General features: G+C 70.5%; 17 protein-coding genes. 3 read left to right on the top strand and 14 right to left on the bottom strand.

Annotated elements, in window-relative coordinates; genetic code table 11:
• Positions 1-42: 42 nt before the first annotated feature.
• From ACZ6SA_RS46855 to ACZ6SA_RS46830, 6 genes are all read right to left on the bottom strand, one after another.
• Positions 43-960: a gluconeogenesis factor YvcK family protein gene (locus ACZ6SA_RS46855; protein ID WP_465835792.1), complete on the bottom strand. Its 918-nt coding sequence runs from the start codon at positions 958-960 to the stop codon at positions 43-45.
• Between the two features lie 485 nt (positions 961-1,445).
• A complete protein-coding gene (gene rapZ, locus ACZ6SA_RS46850) occupies positions 1,446-2,312 on the bottom strand; it encodes an RNase adapter RapZ (RefSeq protein WP_347644750.1) in 867 nt (288 codons plus the stop codon).
• 127 nt (positions 2,313-2,439) lie between these two features.
• A complete protein-coding gene (gene uvrC / locus ACZ6SA_RS46845) occupies positions 2,440-4,344 on the bottom strand; it encodes an excinuclease ABC subunit UvrC (protein WP_465835832.1) in 1,905 nt (634 codons plus the stop codon).
• 107 nt (positions 4,345-4,451) lie between these two features.
• Positions 4,452-4,913 carry a Rieske (2Fe-2S) protein gene (locus tag ACZ6SA_RS46840; RefSeq protein WP_347644751.1) on the bottom strand — a complete coding sequence of 154 codons (462 nt, stop codon included), beginning with the start codon at positions 4,911-4,913 and terminating at the stop codon, positions 4,452-4,454.
• 46 nt (positions 4,914-4,959) lie between these two features.
• Positions 4,960-5,409, bottom strand: a complete 450-nt coding sequence (locus ACZ6SA_RS46835) for a Rieske (2Fe-2S) protein (RefSeq protein ID WP_465835790.1) — start codon at positions 5,407-5,409, stop codon at positions 4,960-4,962.
• Positions 5,410-5,560: 151 nt separating this feature from the next.
• The gene (locus tag ACZ6SA_RS46830) at positions 5,561-6,034 is read right to left on the bottom strand and encodes a Rieske (2Fe-2S) protein (RefSeq protein ID WP_347644753.1); all 474 of its coding nucleotides are present in this window, start codon (positions 6,032-6,034) and stop codon (positions 5,561-5,563) included.
• A 164-nt stretch (positions 6,035-6,198) separates the two neighbouring features.
• Between ACZ6SA_RS46830 and ACZ6SA_RS46825 the strand changes: the two genes are divergently transcribed.
• The gene (locus tag ACZ6SA_RS46825; protein WP_465835787.1) at positions 6,199-6,960 is read left to right on the top strand and encodes a DUF2306 domain-containing protein; all 762 of its coding nucleotides are present in this window, start codon (positions 6,199-6,201) and stop codon (positions 6,958-6,960) included.
• Positions 6,961-7,011: 51 nt separating this feature from the next.
• On the opposite strand, the gene uvrA is transcribed toward ACZ6SA_RS46825, so the two are convergent.
• Positions 7,012-9,852 carry an excinuclease ABC subunit UvrA gene (gene uvrA, locus ACZ6SA_RS46820; protein WP_465835785.1) on the bottom strand — a complete coding sequence of 947 codons (2,841 nt, stop codon included), beginning with the start codon at positions 9,850-9,852 and terminating at the stop codon, positions 7,012-7,014.
• A gap of 229 nt (positions 9,853-10,081) precedes the next feature.
• On the opposite strand from uvrA, the gene ACZ6SA_RS46815 reads away from it, so the two are divergent.
• On the top strand, positions 10,082-10,888 hold the full coding sequence (locus ACZ6SA_RS46815; protein ID WP_347644756.1) for a maleylpyruvate isomerase family mycothiol-dependent enzyme: 807 nt from the start codon (positions 10,082-10,084) through the stop codon (positions 10,886-10,888).
• On the top strand, positions 10,885-11,541 hold the full coding sequence (locus ACZ6SA_RS46810) for an MBL fold metallo-hydrolase (protein WP_347644757.1): 657 nt from the start codon (positions 10,885-10,887) through the stop codon (positions 11,539-11,541). Before ACZ6SA_RS46815 ends, ACZ6SA_RS46810 begins: the two co-directional genes overlap by 4 nt.
• An 18-nt stretch (positions 11,542-11,559) precedes the next feature.
• Here the strand turns inward: ACZ6SA_RS46810 and ACZ6SA_RS46805 are convergent, their stop codons facing one another.
• The 7 genes from ACZ6SA_RS46805 to ACZ6SA_RS46775 form a co-directional block, all read right to left on the bottom strand.
• The gene (locus ACZ6SA_RS46805) at positions 11,560-11,835 is read right to left on the bottom strand and encodes a hypothetical protein (protein WP_347622287.1); all 276 of its coding nucleotides are present in this window, start codon (positions 11,833-11,835) and stop codon (positions 11,560-11,562) included.
• A gap of 36 nt (positions 11,836-11,871) precedes the next feature.
• The gene (pssA, locus tag ACZ6SA_RS46800) at positions 11,872-12,696 is read right to left on the bottom strand and encodes a CDP-diacylglycerol--serine O-phosphatidyltransferase (protein ID WP_347622288.1); all 825 of its coding nucleotides are present in this window, start codon (positions 12,694-12,696) and stop codon (positions 11,872-11,874) included.
• Positions 12,683-13,336: a phosphatidylserine decarboxylase gene (locus ACZ6SA_RS46795; RefSeq protein WP_347644758.1), complete on the bottom strand. Its 654-nt coding sequence runs from the start codon at positions 13,334-13,336 to the stop codon at positions 12,683-12,685. The genes pssA and ACZ6SA_RS46795 overlap by 14 nt, the downstream gene beginning before the upstream one ends.
• 102 nt (positions 13,337-13,438) lie before the next feature.
• Positions 13,439-14,422 (bottom strand): TerC family protein, encoded by a 984-nt coding sequence (locus ACZ6SA_RS46790; protein ID WP_347644759.1) that lies wholly within the window; start codon positions 14,420-14,422, stop codon positions 13,439-13,441.
• 174 nt (positions 14,423-14,596) lie between these two features.
• Positions 14,597-16,045, bottom strand: a complete 1,449-nt coding sequence (locus ACZ6SA_RS46785; protein WP_465835781.1) for a glycosyltransferase family 4 protein — start codon at positions 16,043-16,045, stop codon at positions 14,597-14,599.
• A gap of 207 nt (positions 16,046-16,252) precedes the next feature.
• On the bottom strand, positions 16,253-17,881 hold the full coding sequence (gene murJ, locus ACZ6SA_RS46780; protein ID WP_465835779.1) for a murein biosynthesis integral membrane protein MurJ: 1,629 nt from the start codon (positions 17,879-17,881) through the stop codon (positions 16,253-16,255).
• Between the two features lie 66 nt (positions 17,882-17,947).
• The gene (locus ACZ6SA_RS46775) at positions 17,948-18,811 is read right to left on the bottom strand and encodes a hypothetical protein (RefSeq protein ID WP_465835777.1); all 864 of its coding nucleotides are present in this window, start codon (positions 18,809-18,811) and stop codon (positions 17,948-17,950) included.
• Position 18,812: the final 1 nt, after the last annotated feature.

Below are 18,812 nucleotides of genomic sequence, written 5' to 3'. Positions count from 1 at the left end.
CTCCCGTCAGTCTCTCGCACCTTGGCGCCACGCCGACCAGGATCAACGCTTCTGGAGGAAAATCTCGTCCAGGACGAAGGCAAGACGTCGTGGGTCATGCCGGGGAGAGCCGTCGGCGGCCGCCACATCGGCCATCACCAGCCGGGCGTCGAGGGCGGCGGCGGATTTCTCCAGCGCGCCGGGATCGTCGACGATCCCGGTGTCGGCGAGCACGACGTCGATCGACAGGTCGGGAGCGTGCTGTCGGAGCACCTCCAGATGTTGCTGGGGGGAGAAGTCGTCGGTCTCGCCCGGCTGGGGCGCCAGGTTGAGCGTGACGAGCCGCCTGGCTTTGGTCGCGTGCAGGGCCCTGGCCAGCTCGGGCACCTTGAGGTGCGGCAACACGCTGGTGAACCACGACCCCGGTCCGAACACCACCCAGTCGGCGTCGAACACGGCCGCGACGGCCTCGGGCCGCGCCGGCGGGTCTTCGGGCACGAGCGAGATCGCCTGCACCCTGCCGGGCGTCAGCGCACACGCCACCTGCCCGCGTACGGTCGAGATGACGCCGTCCAGCTCCACCTCGGCAACGATGTCGAGTGGCACCGACGCCATCGGCAACACCCGGCCGTGCGCGCCGAGCAGCCGGCCGACCCAGTCGAGCCCGGCCACGGAGTCGCCGAGCAGCTCCCACAGCGCGACGATCAGCAGGTTGCCCACGGCGTGCCCGTGCAGCTCGCCCTCGCTGCGGAAGCGGTGTTGCACGACCTCGCTCCACGTGCTGCCCCACTCGTCGTCGCCGCACAGAGCGGCCAGCGCCATCCGCAGGTCGCCGGGCGGCAGCACGCCGAGCTCGCGGCGCAACCGGCCGCTCGATCCGCCGTCGTCGGCGACGGTCACCACGGCGGTCAGCTGGTCGGTGACCATCCGTAAGGCTGACAGGGAGGCGTAGAGCCCGTGCCCGCCTCCGAGCGCCACCACGTTCGGTGCGATCCCGCCCCGGGCCCCGCGCCCATCCGGGCCGGCAGTCAGCGACCCGGCGGTACGGCACGAGGGGTCCGCACCGTCGGCAGCGTCCGCATTCAGGGACCGCACACCCTCATCCGCGACGTCGCCCATCGCTCGCGCGCCATCACCGAGGGGCGCCACGCCGCCGCCCGGGAGGCCCGCACCCCCGCTCGGCGCCCTTACGTCATCACCCGCTACGCCATCACCCGCGCCGCTGGCCGGCGAGCCCGCAACGACGGCATCCGAGCCACTTTCCGACGGACGCACGGCAAGCCCGCCGGCACCACTCCCCGAAAAACCCCCGACACCTTCACCCGGGCCACTCCCCGGGAAACCCCCGACACCTTCACCCGGGCCGCTCTCCGCCGGGCCCTCGGTGGCCTCCCCCGCACCACTGCGGGGAGCTCGCGCCCCGCCGGCTACCGGATGCGGCGAGGCGGCTTGGACGCCCTCGTCGGTCACTCCCGACCCACATCCCGATGGCTCACCTGGACCTCCATCCCGCGATCGCGCAGGCGGGCGGCGACCTGCTCGGTCATGGCGACGCTGCGGTGCTTGCCGCCCGTGCAGCCGACCGCGAGCGTGGCGTAGCTCTTGCCCTCGCGCGCGTAGCCGGCAGCGACCACCTGCAGGACCTCCTCGTAGGCGTCGAGGAACTCCTTGGCCCCTGGCTGCCCGAGCACGTAGTCGCGGACCGGGGCGTCGAGCCCGTTCAACGGCCGCAGGTCGGGCACCCAGTGCGGGTTGGGCAGGAAACGGCAGTCGACCACGAGGTCGGCGTCGACCGGGAGCCCGTACTTGAACCCGAACGACACGACGTTGACCCGCAGTCCCGGCCGGTCCTCCCCGCCGAAGAAGGAGACGATCTTGTGACGCAGCTCGTGCACGTTGTGCGACGACGTGTCGATCACGAGGTCGGCGTTGGCCCTGACCTCACGAAGGATGCCCCGCTCCCTGGCGATGCCGTCGACCAGGCGCCCCTCGCCCTGCAGCGGATGCGGCCTGCGGACGTTTTCGAACCGGCGCACCAGCTCTTCGTCGCTGGCTTCCAGGAACACCACCCGCACGCGTACGCCGCGCCCTTCGAGCTCCTCGATGGCGGCGTTGAGGTCGGTGGTGAAGGCCAGGCTGCGCACGTCGACGACGGCCGCCACCTTGTCGGCGGCCAGCTTGACCTTGCCCGCCTCCTCGGCCATCGCGAACAGCAACCCGGGCGGCAGGTTGTCGATGACGAACCAGCCCAGGTCTTCAAGCGCTTTGGCCGCCGTGCTGCGCCCCGCGCCCGACATGCCGGTGACGATGACGAACGCCGGCTCGGTGCTCATTGTCTCACTCCGTCCGCCGGCTCGGCCTCACGAATGTCCATGTCAGCGGCCCTCCCGGCCCCATCACCATAGCGGAGGCGGGCAAGCGGGCGGCCGGCGACGTGAACGTCCTGACATCCTGGCGAGATCAAGGCGAATCTCCCTTCAGCGTCGACACGATCACCTCGGCGATGGACGGGCCGATGCCGGGAACCTCGCAGATCTCGGCGGCCGTGGCCGCGCGGAGCTTCTTCACGGAGCCGAAGTGCTTGAGAAGCGCTTGCCTGCGCGCCGGCCCGAGACCTGGAACGCCGTCGAGCGCGCTCTCCTTCACCGTCTTGGACCTCTTGGAACGATGGTAAGTGATGGCGAACCGATGCGCCTCGTCACGCACACGCTGCAACAGATAAAGGCCCTCGCTTGAACGAGGCATGATCACAGGCTGGTCGTCGCCGGGCAACCAGACCTCCTCCAGCCGCTTGGCCAGGCCGCACACGGCCACGTCGTCGATGCCGAGCTCGTCGAGCGCCCGCTGCGCGGCGGCCGCCTGGGGCCCCGCGCCGTCGACCACCACCAGGTTGGGTGGATAGGCGAACTTGCGGGGCTTGCCCGTCTCGGGATCGATCGGGCCGTGGCCGTCCTCGGTGTCGGGGGCCAGCTCACCGGTGGCGGAGCGTTCTTCGAGGTAGCGGCGGAAGCGTCGCATGATCACCTCGTGGATCGAGGCGACGTCGCCCTCCTTGGTCTTGACGGCGAAGCGGCGATATTCGCTCTTGCGCGCCAGGCCGTCCTCGAACACCACCATCGACGCCACGACGTTCTCCCCCTGAAGGTGGGAGACGTCGTAGCACTCGATCCGCAGCGGCGCCTGGTCAAGGTCGAGCGCGTCGGCGATCTCCTGCAGGGCCCTGCTGCGCGTGGTCAGATCGCCGGCCCGGCGGACCTTGTGCTGGGCGAGCGACTCCTTGGCGTTGCGCTCGACCGTCTCCATCAGCGACCTCTTGTCGCCGCGCTGAGGCACGCGCACCTCGACGCGGGCGCGCCGCTGCTCGGTCAGCAGCTCGGCGACCGCCTCGTGGTCGGGCGGCAGCGCGGGCACGAGCACTTCGCGGGGCATCGCGTCGGGGCTCGCCTCGGCGTACATCTGCAGCAGGAACTGCTCGACCAGCTCGCCCGGCGTGATCTCCTCAACCTTGTCGATCACCCAGCCGCGCTGGCCGCGGATGCGGCCGCCGCGCACGTAGAAGACCTGCACGGCGGCCTCGAGCGGGTCCTCGGCAAGCGCGATCACGTCGGCGTCGGTGCCCTCGCCGAGCACGACCGCCTGCTTCTCGAGGGCGCGCTGGAGCGCCTGGACGTCGTCGCGCAGCCGCGCGGCACGTTCGTACTCCTGCTCGGCGGCCGCCTCGCGCATCTCCTTCTCCAGCCGCTTGATGAAGCGGCTGGTGTTGCCCGCCATGAAGTCGCAGAAGTCTTCGGCGAGCTCGCGGTGCTCCTCCGGGGTGACCCGGCCGACGCACGGCGCCGAGCACTTGTCGATGTAGCCGAGCAGACACGGCCGGCCGATCTGCCCGGCCCGCTTGAACACGCCGGCGCTGCACGTGCGCACAGGGAAGACCCGCAGCAGCAGGTCGACCGTCTCGCGAATGGCCCACGCGTGGGAGTAGGGGCCGAAGTAACGTGTGCCCTTGCGCTTGGCCCCGCGCATGACCTGCACGCGCGGAAAGTCGTCGGCCATGGTGACCGCGAGGTAGGGGTAGGACTTGTCGTCGCGGTATTTCACGTTGAAGCGCGGGTCGAACTCCTTGATCCAGGAGTATTCGAGCTGCAGCGCCTCGACCTCGGTGCCCACCACCGTCCAGTCGACGTCGGCCGCCGTGGTCAGCATCGACTGGGTGCGCGGGTGGAGCGCGGAGAAGTCGGCGAAGTAGGAGTTGAGCCGCTGGCGCAGGCTCTTGGCCTTGCCGACGTAGATCACCCGGCCGTGCGCGTCCCTGAACCGGTAGACCCCCGGGGAATCGGGGATCGCACCTGGTTTGGGCCGGAAACTCAAAGGGCTGCCCGCTGATCTCGCCACGTTTCAAAGACTAGTAGCCCCGACCGACAAGGTTGCCCGGCCCGCCGCGCCCGCGCCATGGCGGGACCGGCCGGCCGCGCCCGCTACGCCAGGGTGATCTGGTCGCCGTCGACCTTGATCTCCTGCGCCGCCAGCGGCTTCTCGGCAGGGCCGTCGGTCACCGCGCCGTCGGCGATCGCGAACTTGCTGCCGTGGCACGGGCAGACGATCGAACCGCCCTCGACGCTGGCGACCGGGCAACCCTTGTGCGTGCACAGCGCGCTGAACGCCTTGAAGTCGCCCTCGGTGGGCTGGGTGACCACGATCTTCTGGTCTTTGAAGATCGTGCCGCCGCCGACGGGGATGTCAGCGGTCTTGGCCAGGGCCCCGCCGGCCTGCGGCGCGCCGGACTCGGGTGCGCTCGACTGAGGTGCGCTCGACTCCGCGGCAGTGCCGGCGTCCTGTGCGGTGTCCGTGCCGCCGCCACACGCGGTGACCGCCAGCGCGAGGCCACTGGCCCCGACACCCGCGATCATCGCCCGGCGGCTCTGAAGGTCGTTTCCCATGCGCCTCACCCAAACGCACCCAGGTGAGAAAATCATGAGACGAGGTTTAGGCGAGCCTGATCTTATCGCCGTCCACGCTGATCCTCTTCTCCTCGAGCGGCCCGCCGGCCGGGCCGTCCGCCACCGAGCCGTCCTCGATGCTGAACTTGCTGCCGTGGCAGGGGCAGTTGATCGTGTTGTTCGAGACCGTGGCGACAGTGCACCCCGCGTGGGTGCACACCGCGCTGAACGCCTTGAAATCGCCCGCGGTCGGCTGCGTGACGACGACCTTCTCGCTTTCGAAGACCTTCCCGCCACCCTCGGGGATGTCGCTGGTGTCGGCCAGGGCCTTTCCTCCGCCGGCCGCCGCCTTGTTCCTCTCCGGCTTCTTCTCCGGCGCGTCAGACGACGGCTCCTCCGCCGGTGGCTCCGCGGCCGCTTCCGTCGTCGGCGAACCGTAGCTCGCGCAGGCCGTCAGAATCGCCGCGAGCCCGGCGCCTCCGGCACCGAGCACCACATTCCGGCGTGTCGTTTCCGTCATGGTGCGTCCTCCCAGATCGGTTCCACTTCAGGTACGGCAGCGCTCCCGCGCCGGTTCAGCGTGCCTGAGCCCAATCCCTGGTAACCACGCACATTTACCTGTTCGGCCCACCGCTTCGCGCGCCAGGTCAGGCGACCACGATGCCGTCGCCCTCGACCTTGACCTGGTACGAGGCCAGCGCGCCGGTGGCGGGGCCCTTGGTGGCTTTCCCGCTGTCGGCGGCGAACTCGCTGCCGTGGCAGGCGCACGCGATGACGTTGTCCTCAGGCGTGCTGACGACGCAGCCCTTGTGGGGGCAGAGCGCGCTGAACGCCTTGTAGACGCCCTGCGTCGGCTGCGTGACCACGATCTTCAGGTCTTCGACCAGCGTGCCCCCGCCCACGGGCACGTCGGCCGTCTTGGCGAGAACCCTGCCCTTGAGGCTCGGCTCGGCCTCGGCGCCGCCCGCCCCGCATCCGGCGAGCGCCGCCCCGCACGCCGCCACCCCTGCCGCTCCCAGCACCGCACGCCGCCCGGGCCCGCTGGTCCCCGGCGCGCACCCGCGCCCCGCCGGCGGAGCGTACCCCTGCCCGGCCGCCGGCTCGTGCCCGTTTCCGGGCATGGCTCCGCCCGTCTCCGTAACTGTCATTGTTCTGCCGACCCTTCGCGTCGCCACTGACCCCCTGCAGGTCAGGCCGCTGTCAATGTCAACTTTATGGGCCTGCCCCCTCGGTCCGGTCAGCGGGTGGTAGGCGTCCGGTCAGCGGCGGCGCCGAACCTGCGGTCATGACCCTTTCCTCGACACAGCCGCCCGCCGCGCCCGCCGGGCCCCGATGGTGGCGGCGTCCCTGGGTGGCGCCGCTGATGGTGGTGGCGGCGGCGTTCCTGGCGTTCTCGCTCCCGCCGTACCTGTCCCTGGACCCGAGCCAGTCGCGCGTTCCCGCACCGGACTTCTTCCCGCCGCACTTCGCGGTCCTCTCAGCGCACGTCGTGTTCGGCTCGGTGGCGATGATCACGTGCTGCCTGCAGGTCTGGCCCTGGTTCCGCGCGCGCCATCCGCGGGCGCACCGATGGATCGGCCGCGTGTACATCTTCGGCGGCTGTCTTCCCAGCGCAACCATGGGCCTGGTGGTCGGGGTGGCCACCCCGTGGGGCCCGGTGACCATGGTCAGCAACGTGCTGCTGGCGCTGCTCTGGCTGGGCTGCACGTTCGCCGGATGGCGGATGGCCAGGCAGCGCAGGTTCGTCGATCACCGCAGGTGGATGGTGCGCAGTTTCGCCCTGACCGTGTCCATCATCACGAACCGCCTCTATGGCGTGGCGCTGACCATCCTGTTCATACCGCAGCTAGAAACGACGTTCGGCGGCGACGAGGCCGTCATGGGGAACACGGTGGCGGCGATGAGCGCCTGGCTGGGCTGGGTGCTGCCGCTCCTGCTGGCTGAGTGGTGGCTGGAGCGAGGCGACGCCGCCAAGCGCCGCCGCCTCGCCCGCGGACACGCGGCCACGACGCCGGTGGCCGCGGACCTCCGCACGCCGAAGGGCTGATCCGCCCGGGCCCCGGAACCCGAGCCCGGAGCTGCGCCGCGCGTACGGAGGTCAGTGCGTCAGGATCTTGCGCAGGAAGCGCCCCGTGTGGCTCTCGTCCACGAGGGCGACCTGCTCCGGTGTGCCGCTGGCGACGAGCGTGCCGCCGCGCGACCCGCCCTCGGGCCCCATGTCGACGATCCAGTCGGCGGTCTTGATGACGTCGAGGTTGTGCTCGATGACGATCACCGTGTTGCCGCCGTCGACCAGCCGCCCGAGCACGCCGAGCAGCCGCCGGATGTCCTCGAAGTGCAGGCCGGTGGTGGGCTCGTCGAGCACGTAGATCGTCCGGCCGGTCTGCCGTCGCTGCAGCTCGGAGGCGAGCTTGACACGCTGCGCCTCGCCGCCGGACAGGGTCGTGGCCGGCTGTCCGAGACGCACGTAGCCCAGGCCCACGTCGTTGAGCGTCTGCAGGTGGCGCTTGATCGCGGGGATCGCGTCGAAGAAGCCGAGGGCCTCCTCGATCGGCATGTCGAGCACCTCGGCGATCGTCTTGCCCTTGTAGTGGACCTCCAGCGTCTCCCGGTTGTAGCGGGCGCCGTGGCAGACCTCGCAGGGGACGTAGACGTCGGGCAGGAAGTTCATCTCGATCTTGATGGTGCCGTCGCCCGCGCACGCCTCGCAGCGGCCGCCCTTGACGTTGAAGCTGAAGCGCCCCGGCTGGTAGCCGCGCACCTTGGCCTCGGACGTGGCCGCGAACAGTTTCCGCACGTGGTCGAACACGCCGGTGTAGGTGGCCGGGTTGGAGCGTGGCGTGCGCCCGATAGGCGACTGGTCGACGTGAACGACCTTGTCGACCTGGTCCATGCCGTTGATCCGCGAGTGCCGCCCCGGCACCGTGCGGGCGCCGTTGAGCTCCTTGGCCAGCGCGTTGTAGAGGATGTCGTTGACCAGCGTCGACTTGCCTGAGCCCGACACGCCGGTCACCGCCGTGAACACGCCCAGAGGGAACTCGATGTCGACGCCCTGGAGGTTGTGCTCGCGCGCGCCCTTGACGGTGATCTGCCGCTTCTTGTCGCGCTTTCGGCGGTTGGCGGGAATCGGGATGCTCCTGCGCCCCGACAGGTATTGCCCGGTGAGCGACTCCTCGCTGGTGAGCAGGTCCTGCACCGTGCCGGAGACGACCACCTGGCCGCCGTGCTCGCCGGCGCCCGGCCCGATGTCGACCACCCAGTCGGCCGCCGCGATCGTGTCCTCGTCGTGCTCGACGACGATCAGCGTGTTGCCCATGTCGCGCAGCCTGACCAGCGTGTCGAGCAGGCGCATGTTGTCACGCTGGTGCAGGCCGATGGACGGCTCGTCGAGCACGTAAAGGACCCCGACCAGGCCGGAGCCGATCTGGGTGGCCAGCCTGATGCGCTGGGCCTCTCCGCCCGCGAGGGTCGCGGCGGCGCGGTCCATGGTGAGATAGTCGAGGCCGACGTCGAGCAGGAAGCCCATGCGGGCGTTGATCTCCTTGACCACCCGCTCGGCGATCTGCATGTCGCGGTCGGACAGCTTGAGCGCGGCCAGGAACTTCGCGCACTCGCCGATCGACATCGCCGCCACCTCGGCGATCGACTTCCCTGCCACCGTCACGGCGAGGGTGACCGGCTTGAGCCTGGCCCCCTTGCAGGTGGGGCACGGGATCTCCCGCATGTAGCCCTCGAACCGCTCGCGGGCCGTGTCGCTCTCCGCCTCCGCGTGCCTGCGCTGCACCCATGGGATGACGCCGTCGTAGGTCGTGTAGTAGGAGCGCTGCCTGCCGTAGCGGTTGCTGTAGCGGACGTGCACCTGCTCGTCGTGGCCGTACAGCAGTGACTTCTGGGCCTTCTTGGGCAGTTTCTCCCACGACGTGTCGAGGGTGAATCCGACCGTGTGGCCGAGCGCCTCGACCAGCCTGCTGAAGTATTCGCTGGTGTGGCCGCCTGACCACGGGTGCAGCGCGCCGTCGCGCAGTGTGCGCTCGGGGTCGGGCACGACCAGGTCGGGGTCGACCTCCATCTTGGTGCCCAGGCCCGTGCACTCGGGGCAGGCGCCGAACGGAGAGTTGAACGAGAACGAGCGCGGCTCCAACTCCTCGAACGACAGGTCGTCGTAGGGGCAGTAGAGGTGCTCGGAGTAGAAGCGCTCGCGGTTGAGGTCGTCTTCGGGAAGATCGACGAACTCGAGCGTGATGGTGCCGCCGGACAACTGCAACGCCGTCTCGACCGAGTCGGTCAGCCTGCGCCGGGCCGACTCCTTGACCGACAGGCGGTCGACGATGACCTCGATGTCGTGCTTCTCGTACTTCTTCAGGGTGGGCGGCTCCTCCAGGCGCACGACGGTGCCGTCGACCCTGGCCCGGGCGAAGCCCTTGGTCTGCAACTCGCGGAACAACTCGGCGTATTCGCCCTTGCGGCCCCTGATGACCGGGGCGAGCACCTGGAAACGGGTGCCCTCCTCGAGGTCCATCACCCGGTCGACGATCTGCTGCGGGGTCTGCCTGGCGATCGGGCGGGTGCACACGGGGCAGTGGGGCTTGCCGATGCGCGCCCACAGCAGCCTGAGGTAGTCGTAGACCTCGGTGATCGTGCCGACCGTCGAGCGGGGGTTCTTGCTGGTCGCCTTCTGGTCGATCGACACCGCGGGCGACAGGCCCTCGATGAAGTCGACGTCGGGCTTGTCCATCTGACCGAGGAACTGGCGGGCATAGGCCGACAACGACTCGACATAGCGCCGCTGGCCTTCAGCGAAGATCGTGTCGAAGGCCAGGCTCGACTTCCCGGAGCCGGACAGGCCGGTGAAGACGATCAGCGAGTCTCGCGGCAGGTCGAGCGAGACGTCTTTGAGGTTGTGTTCTCGTGCACCACGCACGATCAGGCGGTCTGCCACGGCGATCCCGGAGGTCGAAAGGCGGATAGGTCCACGGCGGATGGTAGACGGGGGCTCCGACAATTTCGGCGGCGCGGACTCACGTGCGAGTGACCGGCCCCCCAAACGCGTCCATCACAGGTTACGGCCATCTCCCACCTCGCAGGAGCCCTTCACCGCTCAACCTCCTGACCTGCCGCTTTCATCCCCGATCCAGTGGGGACACCCAGGAATGATGAAAAATCCAGACATGGTGGTCCTACCCGCGCTCCAAGCCGAACTCTCCGCCGCGACCGATCGGCTGCTGGCCACGGCCGCGTCGCTCAGTGACGCCGACCTGGCCGCCCCTTCCCTCCTGCCGGGCTGGACGAGGGGCCACGTGCTCGCCCACGTCGCCCAGAACGCCGGCTCCCACCTCAACCTCCTGGCCTGGGCGAGGACCGGCGTACGAACCCCGCAGTACGCCTCGCTCCAGGCCAGGGCCACGGCGATCGAGGCCGCGGCCACCCACCCGGTCGCCCGTCACCTGGCCGACATCGAGGAGGGCGCCTCCCGCGTGGCCGCCGCGATCCGCGACATGCCGGTCGAGTACTGGTCCGCGCACGTGGAGGGCATGCGCCCGCCCCCGCATCCCGCCTGGTACCTCCTCGTACGCCGCCTGCGCGAGGTCGGATTCCACCACGTGGACCTCGACGCCGGGTACGGCCCGGCGGACTGGCCGGAGCAGTTCGTCGCGCGGGAGCTCCACGACTGCCGGGCGTGCTGGCCCCGCGACGGCGGCACGGTGAGCGAACCGGTGGGCGAAATCGTCCTCAGGAGCCAGGCGGGCGGGATCGTCTCCAGGTGGCCGCGGCTCGGCCCCGGCCCCACCGTCGAGGGCGCCCCTGCGGCCGTGCTGGCCTGGCTCACCGGCAGGTCGGGCGGCGAGGGCGTTACGCTGGTGCCCGTGGGGCGGTTGCCGACACCAGACCCGGCGGCGCTTCCTGCGCCTCCGCCGTGGCTGGCGGCTACGGCCCCCGCTGATCTGCCCGCGACGCCCCCGGAGGACTACCCATGACCTATACAGGTGACGTCCAGGTCGGTGGCCCCGCCGACGTGCGAGAGCTGCCCGCGCTCACGATCTCCAAGCTCGCCGTCGGCCCTTACGACAACAACGCCTATCTGCTGCGCTGCACGGAGACGGGCGAGGGCCTGCTCATCGACGCGGCCGCCGACTCCGACCGTCTGCTGGCGCTGATCGCCGACCAGCCGATCCGCGCGGTCATCACCACGCACCAGCACCCCGACCACTGGCAGGCGCTGGAGCAGGTGATCCGGGTGACCGGGGCTCAGGCGATCGCCCATCCGCTCGACGCGCCCGAGCTGCCCGTACCGGTCAACCGCACGGTCGAGCACGGCGACACGATCACCGCCGGCGCGCTCAGCCTTGAGGTCATCCACCTGCGGGGGCACACGCCAGGGTCGATCGCGCTGCTCTACGACGGCGGCGAGGCCGGCCATCACCTTTTCACCGGCGATTCCCTGTTCCCCGGCGGCGTCGGCAACACGCGGAAGGATCCCGAGCGTTTCACCCAGCTCTACAACGACGTGGTGGAGCGCGTCTTCGACCGCCTCCCCGACGAGACCTGGGTCTATCCGGGCCACGGCAAGGACACGACGCTCGGGGCCGAGCGCCCCGCGCTGCCCGAGTGGAAGGCCCGCGGCTGGTAGTCGCGCCCGCGGGCAGGGTCAGTGCCGGGCGGCGAGCACGTGCACGATCCGCTCGGCCGCGAGGGCGGGATCGTCGGCCAGGCCGACGAGCTCGCCCCACGACCACCGGTAGAACCATCCCTCCGAGAGGGGTACGCAGTCGACGGTCTCGGCCAGCAGGATCGTGTCAGGATCGCTGATCCGCAACGCCGGCGGATGGGACCGAAGGGTGGCGGTCAGCCCGCGCTGCTCCAGTTCCTCGGCCAGCTTGGCGAGGAAGTACGTGCGCGTGTGCTCGCGCGGCTGGGCCGGCATGGTTCCATCACATCCGACGGCGGGCGGAAAATCCCATCAGTTGCCGATGCGTTCGGCTTCTTTACGGAGTTCGCGCTTGTAGAAGAGCATCCGCAGCGGGATCGCCGCCACGAGCGCGATCTGCATGCTCGCGCCGATCTTGATGGGCAGGTCGCCCCCTTCCGGCCAGGCGACCCAGAACGTGAGGAATGCCACGTTCACCATGATCCAGCCGAGCACGACCGCCGCGAGCTGGCCCTTCGGCTTGGGATATTCGATCCGGCTGACCATCAGCCATGCCACGCCGAGCACGCCCAGCAGCGCGTAGATGCTCGGCTGGAACAGCAGCACGATCGAGATCACCGTCATGGCGCCCATCGGGATCGGCAGGCCCATGAAGTCGCCGCTCTTGGTCTTCACACAGGCGAACCTGGCCAGCCGCACGACCCCGGCGACCAGCACGGACGCCGCCGCGACCAGCACCGCGGTGAACGGCACCTGATCGGTGAACCCGCCCCAGATCACGACCATGAACGCGGGCGCGAACCCGAAGCTGATCACGTCGGCCAGGTTGTCGAGCTCGGCGCCCATCGCCGACGCGCGGAAGCGCCGCGCGACGAGGCCGTCGAACAGGTCACACGTCGCCCCGATGAGGAGCAGCACGATGGCGGTGGCGAAATAGCTCGGATTGGGCACGAACGGGCCACCGGCCATCTGGAGCTGCATGATCGCGGAGTAGGCCAGGACGCACACCGCCATGAACCCGCAGACCGCGTTGCCCAGCGAGAGGGAGTCGGCGGCGGACAGGCGGAACGCCTTGCCGACGGGGCCACGAGGCTCTTCCTCATCCGCCTGCCAACTACCGGCGTCAGCCGCGGTCAATTCTGGTCACCCCCGCAACTGTCTTCTCCCCCACGGACACCGCAGGAGTGATCCCTTCGGGAAGGTAGATGTCGACCCGCGAACCGAACCGGATGAGCCCGATTCGCTCGCCCGGCGTGACCTTCGCGCCCGCGCTCAGGTACGGCACGATCCTGCGCGCCACCGCGCCCGCGATCTGCACCATCTCGATGTCGCCCAGCGCGGTCGCGAAATGCCACACCACGCGCTCGTTCTGGTCGCTGTCCTTGTTGAACGCCGGCAAGAACCCACCTGGCACATGCTGCACGGATGTGACATTTCCCGCAAGGGGGGCTCGATTGACGTGAACGTTCAGCGGGCTCATGAAGACCGCGATCCGGGTGCGGCCGTCCGGCCACGGGTCGATGCTCTGCACCACGCCGTCGGCGGGCGACAGGATGCGTCCCTGGCCCGGCGTGCGGTCAGGATCGCGGAAGAACCAGAGCATGCCCCCGGTGAGCGCGCCCAGCGGCACCGCCGCGAGCGCCCATCGCCGGTCTCTGCGCGTCAACAACGCGGTGGCGGCCGCCGCGGCCGCTGTGGGGAAGAGCCACGGGGAGACCCCGCGTGCGAGCCTGACAGATTTTGCGCGGCTCGACTTGGCAGAATCGGACACGTACAACCTTTGGTGGTGGACTGGACTGGGCGCTTTGCTGTGACGTTACAAAGCTAGCAACTATGACACAGCGCAACTACACAAGCAAAGCGCCACGAAGCCCAGCAGCTAGACCTGCTCTGAATGAGCCGCCTCGCCCTTGCGCGTGTCTATACGGGCCTTGACCAGGCTCGCCACGGTGGTGATGACCATGGTGGCACCAATGACCGAGAGCGACACCCAGATAGGAATTTCGGGCGCCCAGGAGACATGGCTGGCATGCAAGGCCTCCATAACCAGCTTAACCCCGATGAACCCGAGGATGAACGCCAAACCATAGCTGATGTAGACGAGCCGCTGCAGAAGCCCACCAAGGAGGAAGTACAGCTGACGCAGCCCCATCAGGGCGAACGCGTTGGCCGTGAAGACGATGAACGGATCCTTGGTGAGCCCGAAGATGGCGGGGATCGAGTCGAGGGCGAACAACAGGTCGGTGCTCCCGATCGCGACCATCACGATGAGCATCGGCGTCACCATGCGCTTACCGTCGATCTTGACGGTGACCTTCGACCCGACGTACCCCTCGGTCGTGGGGAACGCCCCGCGCACCCACCGGAGCAGGACGTTCTCCTTGACCTCTTCCTCTTTGCCCTTGAGGTGGTCACGGACGATGTTGACAGCGGTGTAGATGAGGAAGGCGCCGAACACGTAGAAGAGCCAGCTGAACCGCTGGAGCGCGGCGGCGCCGAGCGCGATGAAGATGCCGCGCATGACGAGTGCGAGGACGATGCCGACGAGCAGAACCTTGTGCTGGTAGGCCCGCGGCACGGCGAACCTGCCCATGATGATGAAGAAGACGAAAAGGTTGTCGACGCTGAGGCTGTATTCGGTGATGTAGCCGGCGAAGAACTCACCCGCCTTGTCGCCGCCGTACGTGGTCCACAACACGACACCGAACGCCGCGGCCAGAGCGACGTAGAAGGTCACCCAGTAGCCGGCCTGCCGCATGGAGAACTCACGGGCTTCGCCGCGGTCGACGATCCACAGATCAACGGCCAGCACGACGAGAAGACCGCCGATCACGGCGATCCAGGCCCACACGGGTACGCTCACTCAACGCCTCCGGCATACACGAACCATTGCCGGAGGTCTCTCCCGCCCGCACCACCCGCGGACCGGCAGCCCCGGGGGCCCCGTGGAGCGGGGCTGCACCGTGATGACGAGGCTGTCGCGAAGGGATACTCCCCTCCCTAACCCAGGCAGTATACGAGAACGCCCTGAGCCCGCCTAATCATCCTTGGGATCTTCCCCGGCATAGACGGTCAGCACGCTCCGCACGGCGTCGTCCTCGCCGGGCATCTCCCGCCCACGCCGCCCGGCCTCCGCGGCGAGGGTCCGCGCAGTTCCCGGTTCTGCGAGCAGCTTCCGTACGGCCCTCCGCAACCCCTCCACGTCCCCATAGGGGACCAGGATTCCAGCATTACCCAAGATCTCTGGAATTCCACCGACATCGGAGGCGATCGCCGGTGTGCCCGTCATCAGCGACTCCCGCAGGGTCAGCGGCTGCCCTTCCCAGCGGCTCGGCATCACCAGGGCGACGGCGGCCCGCAACAGGTCGGGCACATCCTCCCGGTGTCCCAGCAACCTCACGGGAAGGCGTTCAGCGTCGATCCTCCGCTGCAGCTCCACGCGCAGGGGCCCGTCACCCGCCACCACGAACAGGGGCACCCTCGCGCCGCCGCGTACGCCACCCGCCTCCGGCCCCACTCCGTCGCCAAGCCCGGCCCCGAGCGCAGGCTCGGGCGCGGAGGCAGGCTCGTGAGAGGGCTCAGCCGCAGGGGCGGATCGAAGCTCGGAAGCAGGCCCAGCCGCGGACGTAGGGGGCGGCTCAGGCGCGCGGTCCTCCCACGGCCCGGCTGCGACGTCGAGCAGCGTCTCGAGGCCCTTCTGCTGGGCGAGCCTGGCGACGGTCAGCAGGATCGGCCGTTCGCCGGCGTCCAGTTCGTCCCTGACCTCCTGGGGTGTGCGCCTGGCCGGCCTCGGCACGGGCGCGGGCACCACCGCGGCCCGCACCTCCCTGGCACCGAGCCGCGCCATCCGCGTGCCGAGGTCGGGCGACACCACGACCACCTGCCCGGCGCCCCTGGCCACGAGCCGCTCCAGCACCCCGTAGACGGCCCCGACGAGCCCTCCGGCGGTCAGCGCGTTGTGCAGCGTGACCACCAGCCTGGGCGCGCCCCTCCCCCGCCCACCGGCCTTCCCCGCGTGCCGTGCTCCCCGCGAGCCCGGACGGTCCGCCCCGCCCGGCTCCACCCCCGTCCCAGAGCTCCCGCCCAGACCTGCGACCGCATCCGGTCCAGATCTCCCGCCGGAAGCGGTGGGCGCACCCGGCGCCGCCACCGCATCCGGGCCCGCCGCCCTGCCTCGCCTGACCAGGGTGCCCGGTCTGGCCAGGGCGGCGAGTGCCCCGGCCCGCAACCCGTGGGCGTGCACCACGTCCGCGTCGCGCGTCAGCCGCCTGATCGCCAGCACCGCGCGCAGGTCGTTGACCGGATGCGGCCGATCGGCGACGGCGACCTCCACGAAACGCGCACCCGCCCCGGCGTACGAGAACTGCTCCTCCACGCTGCGTGGCCCGAGCACGAGCACCCGGTGCCCCCGCCGCACCAGCCCCTCGACCAACATCAGGACATACCGCCCGGTGCCTCCTGACGTGGTGCCCAGTACGAAAGCCACCCGCACGACCCTCTCCTTCCTCACCGGACCCGCCGGCACCAGCCGCTCACCGCACACGCCCGCCCACCGCACGTCCACTCACCGCACACGCCCGTTCGCGGCACGCGCGCCCGTGCGTTCTAGGTGCTCGCTCACGACCGCCGGGCATCCATCCCGCGGAGCACCGCGCCGCACGCAACCGGCGCACCATCACACCATGCCCGCCGGTCACGTCCGCCTGCGCCGCAGCAGTTCGGCGACGGCCGCGGCGTCGGGCCGGTCCGCCAGGGCCACGACACCGACGCCCACGGCCAGCGCCACGGCCGCCGCCACCACCGCGGCCATCAGGCCTGCCCAGCCGCCGCCCCAGCCCAGCCACCCAGCCACGGACGCCCCCGCCAGGTAACCCAGAACCCCTCCGGCCGCGGCGGCGCCGACGGCCCTGGCGAGCCCCGCCACTGCGCCGCGCCCCCGGGCCTGCACGACCGAAACGAGCAGCAGCGCCCCGCCCACGCTCATGCCCACGCTCATGCCGAGCGCCATCCCGCCGACCTTCCACCCGTCGGGAAGCAGCAGCACGAAGACGACCTGCGCGGCCATCACCACCATCCACCCCGCCACGGTGCCGACGGCGGCCGCCCGGCCACGGCCGGCCGCGTACAGCACCCGGCTCGCGTGCGCGATGAGCCCGTATCCCACCAGACCGGGCGCGAACAGCGCGATCGCCGCGGCCAGCTCGGGCGCGGGCACCTCGCTCCTGGCCCCGAGGAACACCACGGCCCCCGGTCCCGAGGCGGCGGCCAGCGCCCCGGCGGCCAGCCCTGACACCAGCACCACGGCCCGCGTCGTGCGCGCGGCGAGCGCCGAGAACGCCTCCGGATCGCCGGCCTGCGCGGACAGCCGGGGGAACGCGCTGGTGGCGATGGGCACGGCCAGCACGGCGTACGGCATCAGGTAGATCGCCCACGCGTAGTTGTAGATGGTGATGGCGCCGTTGCCGATCGCGTTGTTCGACAGCAGCAGCACCACGATCATGGCAGCCTGCTGGGCGAGGAGGGCCGCCATGCCGGCCAGGGCGAGCCTGCGCACCCGCACGGCCACGCCGCTGGGGAAACGTAAGGTGGGCCGCCATCGCAGGCCCAGGCGGGCCACGGGGCCCGCCACGGCCAGCACCAGGGACAGCACGCCGAGGCTCGTGCCGATCGACAGCGCCAGCTCGGCCGCCCGCGGCACCTCGGCGGGATCGCGGATCCCGGTGCTGAACGGCACGAACAGCAGGTAGGCCACGATGACCACGATGCTGGACACCAGGGGGGCGACCGCGGGCCCGGCGAAGCGCTTGTGCGACTGCAGCACGCCGTAGAGCACGACGGCGACGCCGTACAGGGGGATCTGGGGGGCGAAGACGACCAGCATCCGGGTGGCGACGGCCGTCACAGCACCGGCGTCGCGGCAGTTGTCGATGACGTCGCCGAAGAACAGCCCGGTGATCGGCTCTGCGAGCAGCGCGGTGAGCACGCCCAGCGGGACGAGCACGACGACCACCCACGTCAGCAGAGCGGAGCTGATCCAGCCTGCCCGCTCGCCGGGCCCGCCGTCGTCAGCCGCGTCCGCGCCGCGCCCGGACGCCCCCGCGAGGACGGGAACGACCATTCCCGCCAGGGCGCCGCCGACGACCACCTCGAACACGATGTTGGGGATCTGGTTGGCCGTCATGTAGGCGGTGGACAGGCAGTTGGTGCCGACCGTCTGTGCGAAGGCATATTGCTTGGCGAAGCCGGCGACGCGTGCCAGCACCGTGAGCGCCCCGATGAGCAGGGCACCCCCGGCAACGCCCCGCGCCGTCACCACCCGCACGCCGCCTCCCCGCGCACGATCATGCTTACGCAGACATCCTGGCAGTTCGTACCGACAGAAGGCGGGTCACGCGGGGCCGACGGGACGGCGGCCCATCATGTCGAGGCGATTGAGCACCGGGTTGCCGGCGATGACCTTGGTGAAGCTGATCTTCTCCGCGGCCGCGGTCAGGGCCACGACGGTGCCGAGCAGGACGTAGCGGCCGGGCCTGCCGAGCTTGGTCACCGCGGCGAGCCCGAGCAGCGCGCCCAGGGAGTTGGCGCCGGCGTCGCCGAGCATGGCGCGCTCGCCGAGGTCGTCGGGCAGCAGCGCGGCCGCGGCCCCGAGCGGGACGGCGGCCAGCGCCGCGGCGGCGGGCGAGTCGCGCAGGACCGAGGCGGCGAGCAGCGGCCCGCCGGCGAGCAGGCCGACCTTGATGGCGCGGCCCGGGCGCAGGTCGAAGAGGTTGGCGAGGTTGGCTGCTCCCGCGATGGCCGCGCCGTTGACCAGGGTGTCGGCGGGACCGTCGGAGACGAGGGCGGCGGCGCCGAGGCCGGTGGCGCCGATGCCGAGGATCTTGACGGCTCCGCTGGTGACCTCGCCGCGGGCGAGCGCGGTCAGGTGCCCCTTGAAGCCCTTGGAGGCTGTGGTGCCGTAGAGGTCGTCGTAGGCGCCGAGCGCGCCGCTGCCGGCGCCCGCGAGCAGCGCGGCGGCGCGTACGCGGCCGGGGATGCCGGGCGCGAGCGCGGCGGCGGCGCTCGTGCCGGCGACGAACGCGGGGCCTTCCAGCAGGGTGATGGGCTCACCGCGATGGTTCTTGCGCGTCCACCTACCGCTCAGCTCGGCCGGCCGGTTGCGGGTGAACGCGGTGTAGGCGGCGCGGGCGGCGACGGCGCCGATCGCGGCTCCTGCTAGGGCGTAGAGCAGGCCACGGGCCCGGCTCGCAGGCATG

The sequence above is a fragment of the Nonomuraea sp. NPDC049378 genome (genome assembly GCF_055586745.1).
Note: the sequence above shows the minus strand (reverse complement) of the source record. Positions and strands in the feature narration are given on the sequence as shown.

Excerpts from the sequence above, each read along its gene's own strand:
- ACZ6SA_RS46825 (WP_465835787.1), top strand. The coding sequence starts at position 6,199 with ATGACCCTTTCCTCGACACAGCCGCCCGCCGCGCCCGCCGGGCCCCGA.
- ACZ6SA_RS46810 (WP_347644757.1), top strand. The coding sequence starts at position 10,885 with ATGACCTATACAGGTGACGTCCAGGTCGGTGGCCCCGCCGACGTGCGA.
- ACZ6SA_RS46815 (WP_347644756.1), top strand. The coding sequence starts at position 10,082 with ATGGTGGTCCTACCCGCGCTCCAAGCCGAACTCTCCGCCGCGACCGAT.
- ACZ6SA_RS46840 (WP_347644751.1), bottom strand. The coding sequence starts at position 4,913 with ATGGGAAACGACCTTCAGAGCCGCCGGGCGATGATCGCGGGTGTCGGG.
- ACZ6SA_RS46775 (WP_465835777.1), bottom strand. The coding sequence starts at position 18,811 with ATGCCTGCGAGCCGGGCCCGTGGCCTGCTCTACGCCCTAGCAGGAGCC.
- rapZ (WP_347644750.1), bottom strand. The coding sequence starts at position 2,312 with ATGAGCACCGAGCCGGCGTTCGTCATCGTCACCGGCATGTCGGGCGCG.
- ACZ6SA_RS46830 (WP_347644753.1), bottom strand. The coding sequence starts at position 6,034 with ATGCCCGGAAACGGGCACGAGCCGGCGGCCGGGCAGGGGTACGCTCCG.
- ACZ6SA_RS46805 (WP_347622287.1), bottom strand. The coding sequence starts at position 11,835 with ATGCCGGCCCAGCCGCGCGAGCACACGCGCACGTACTTCCTCGCCAAG.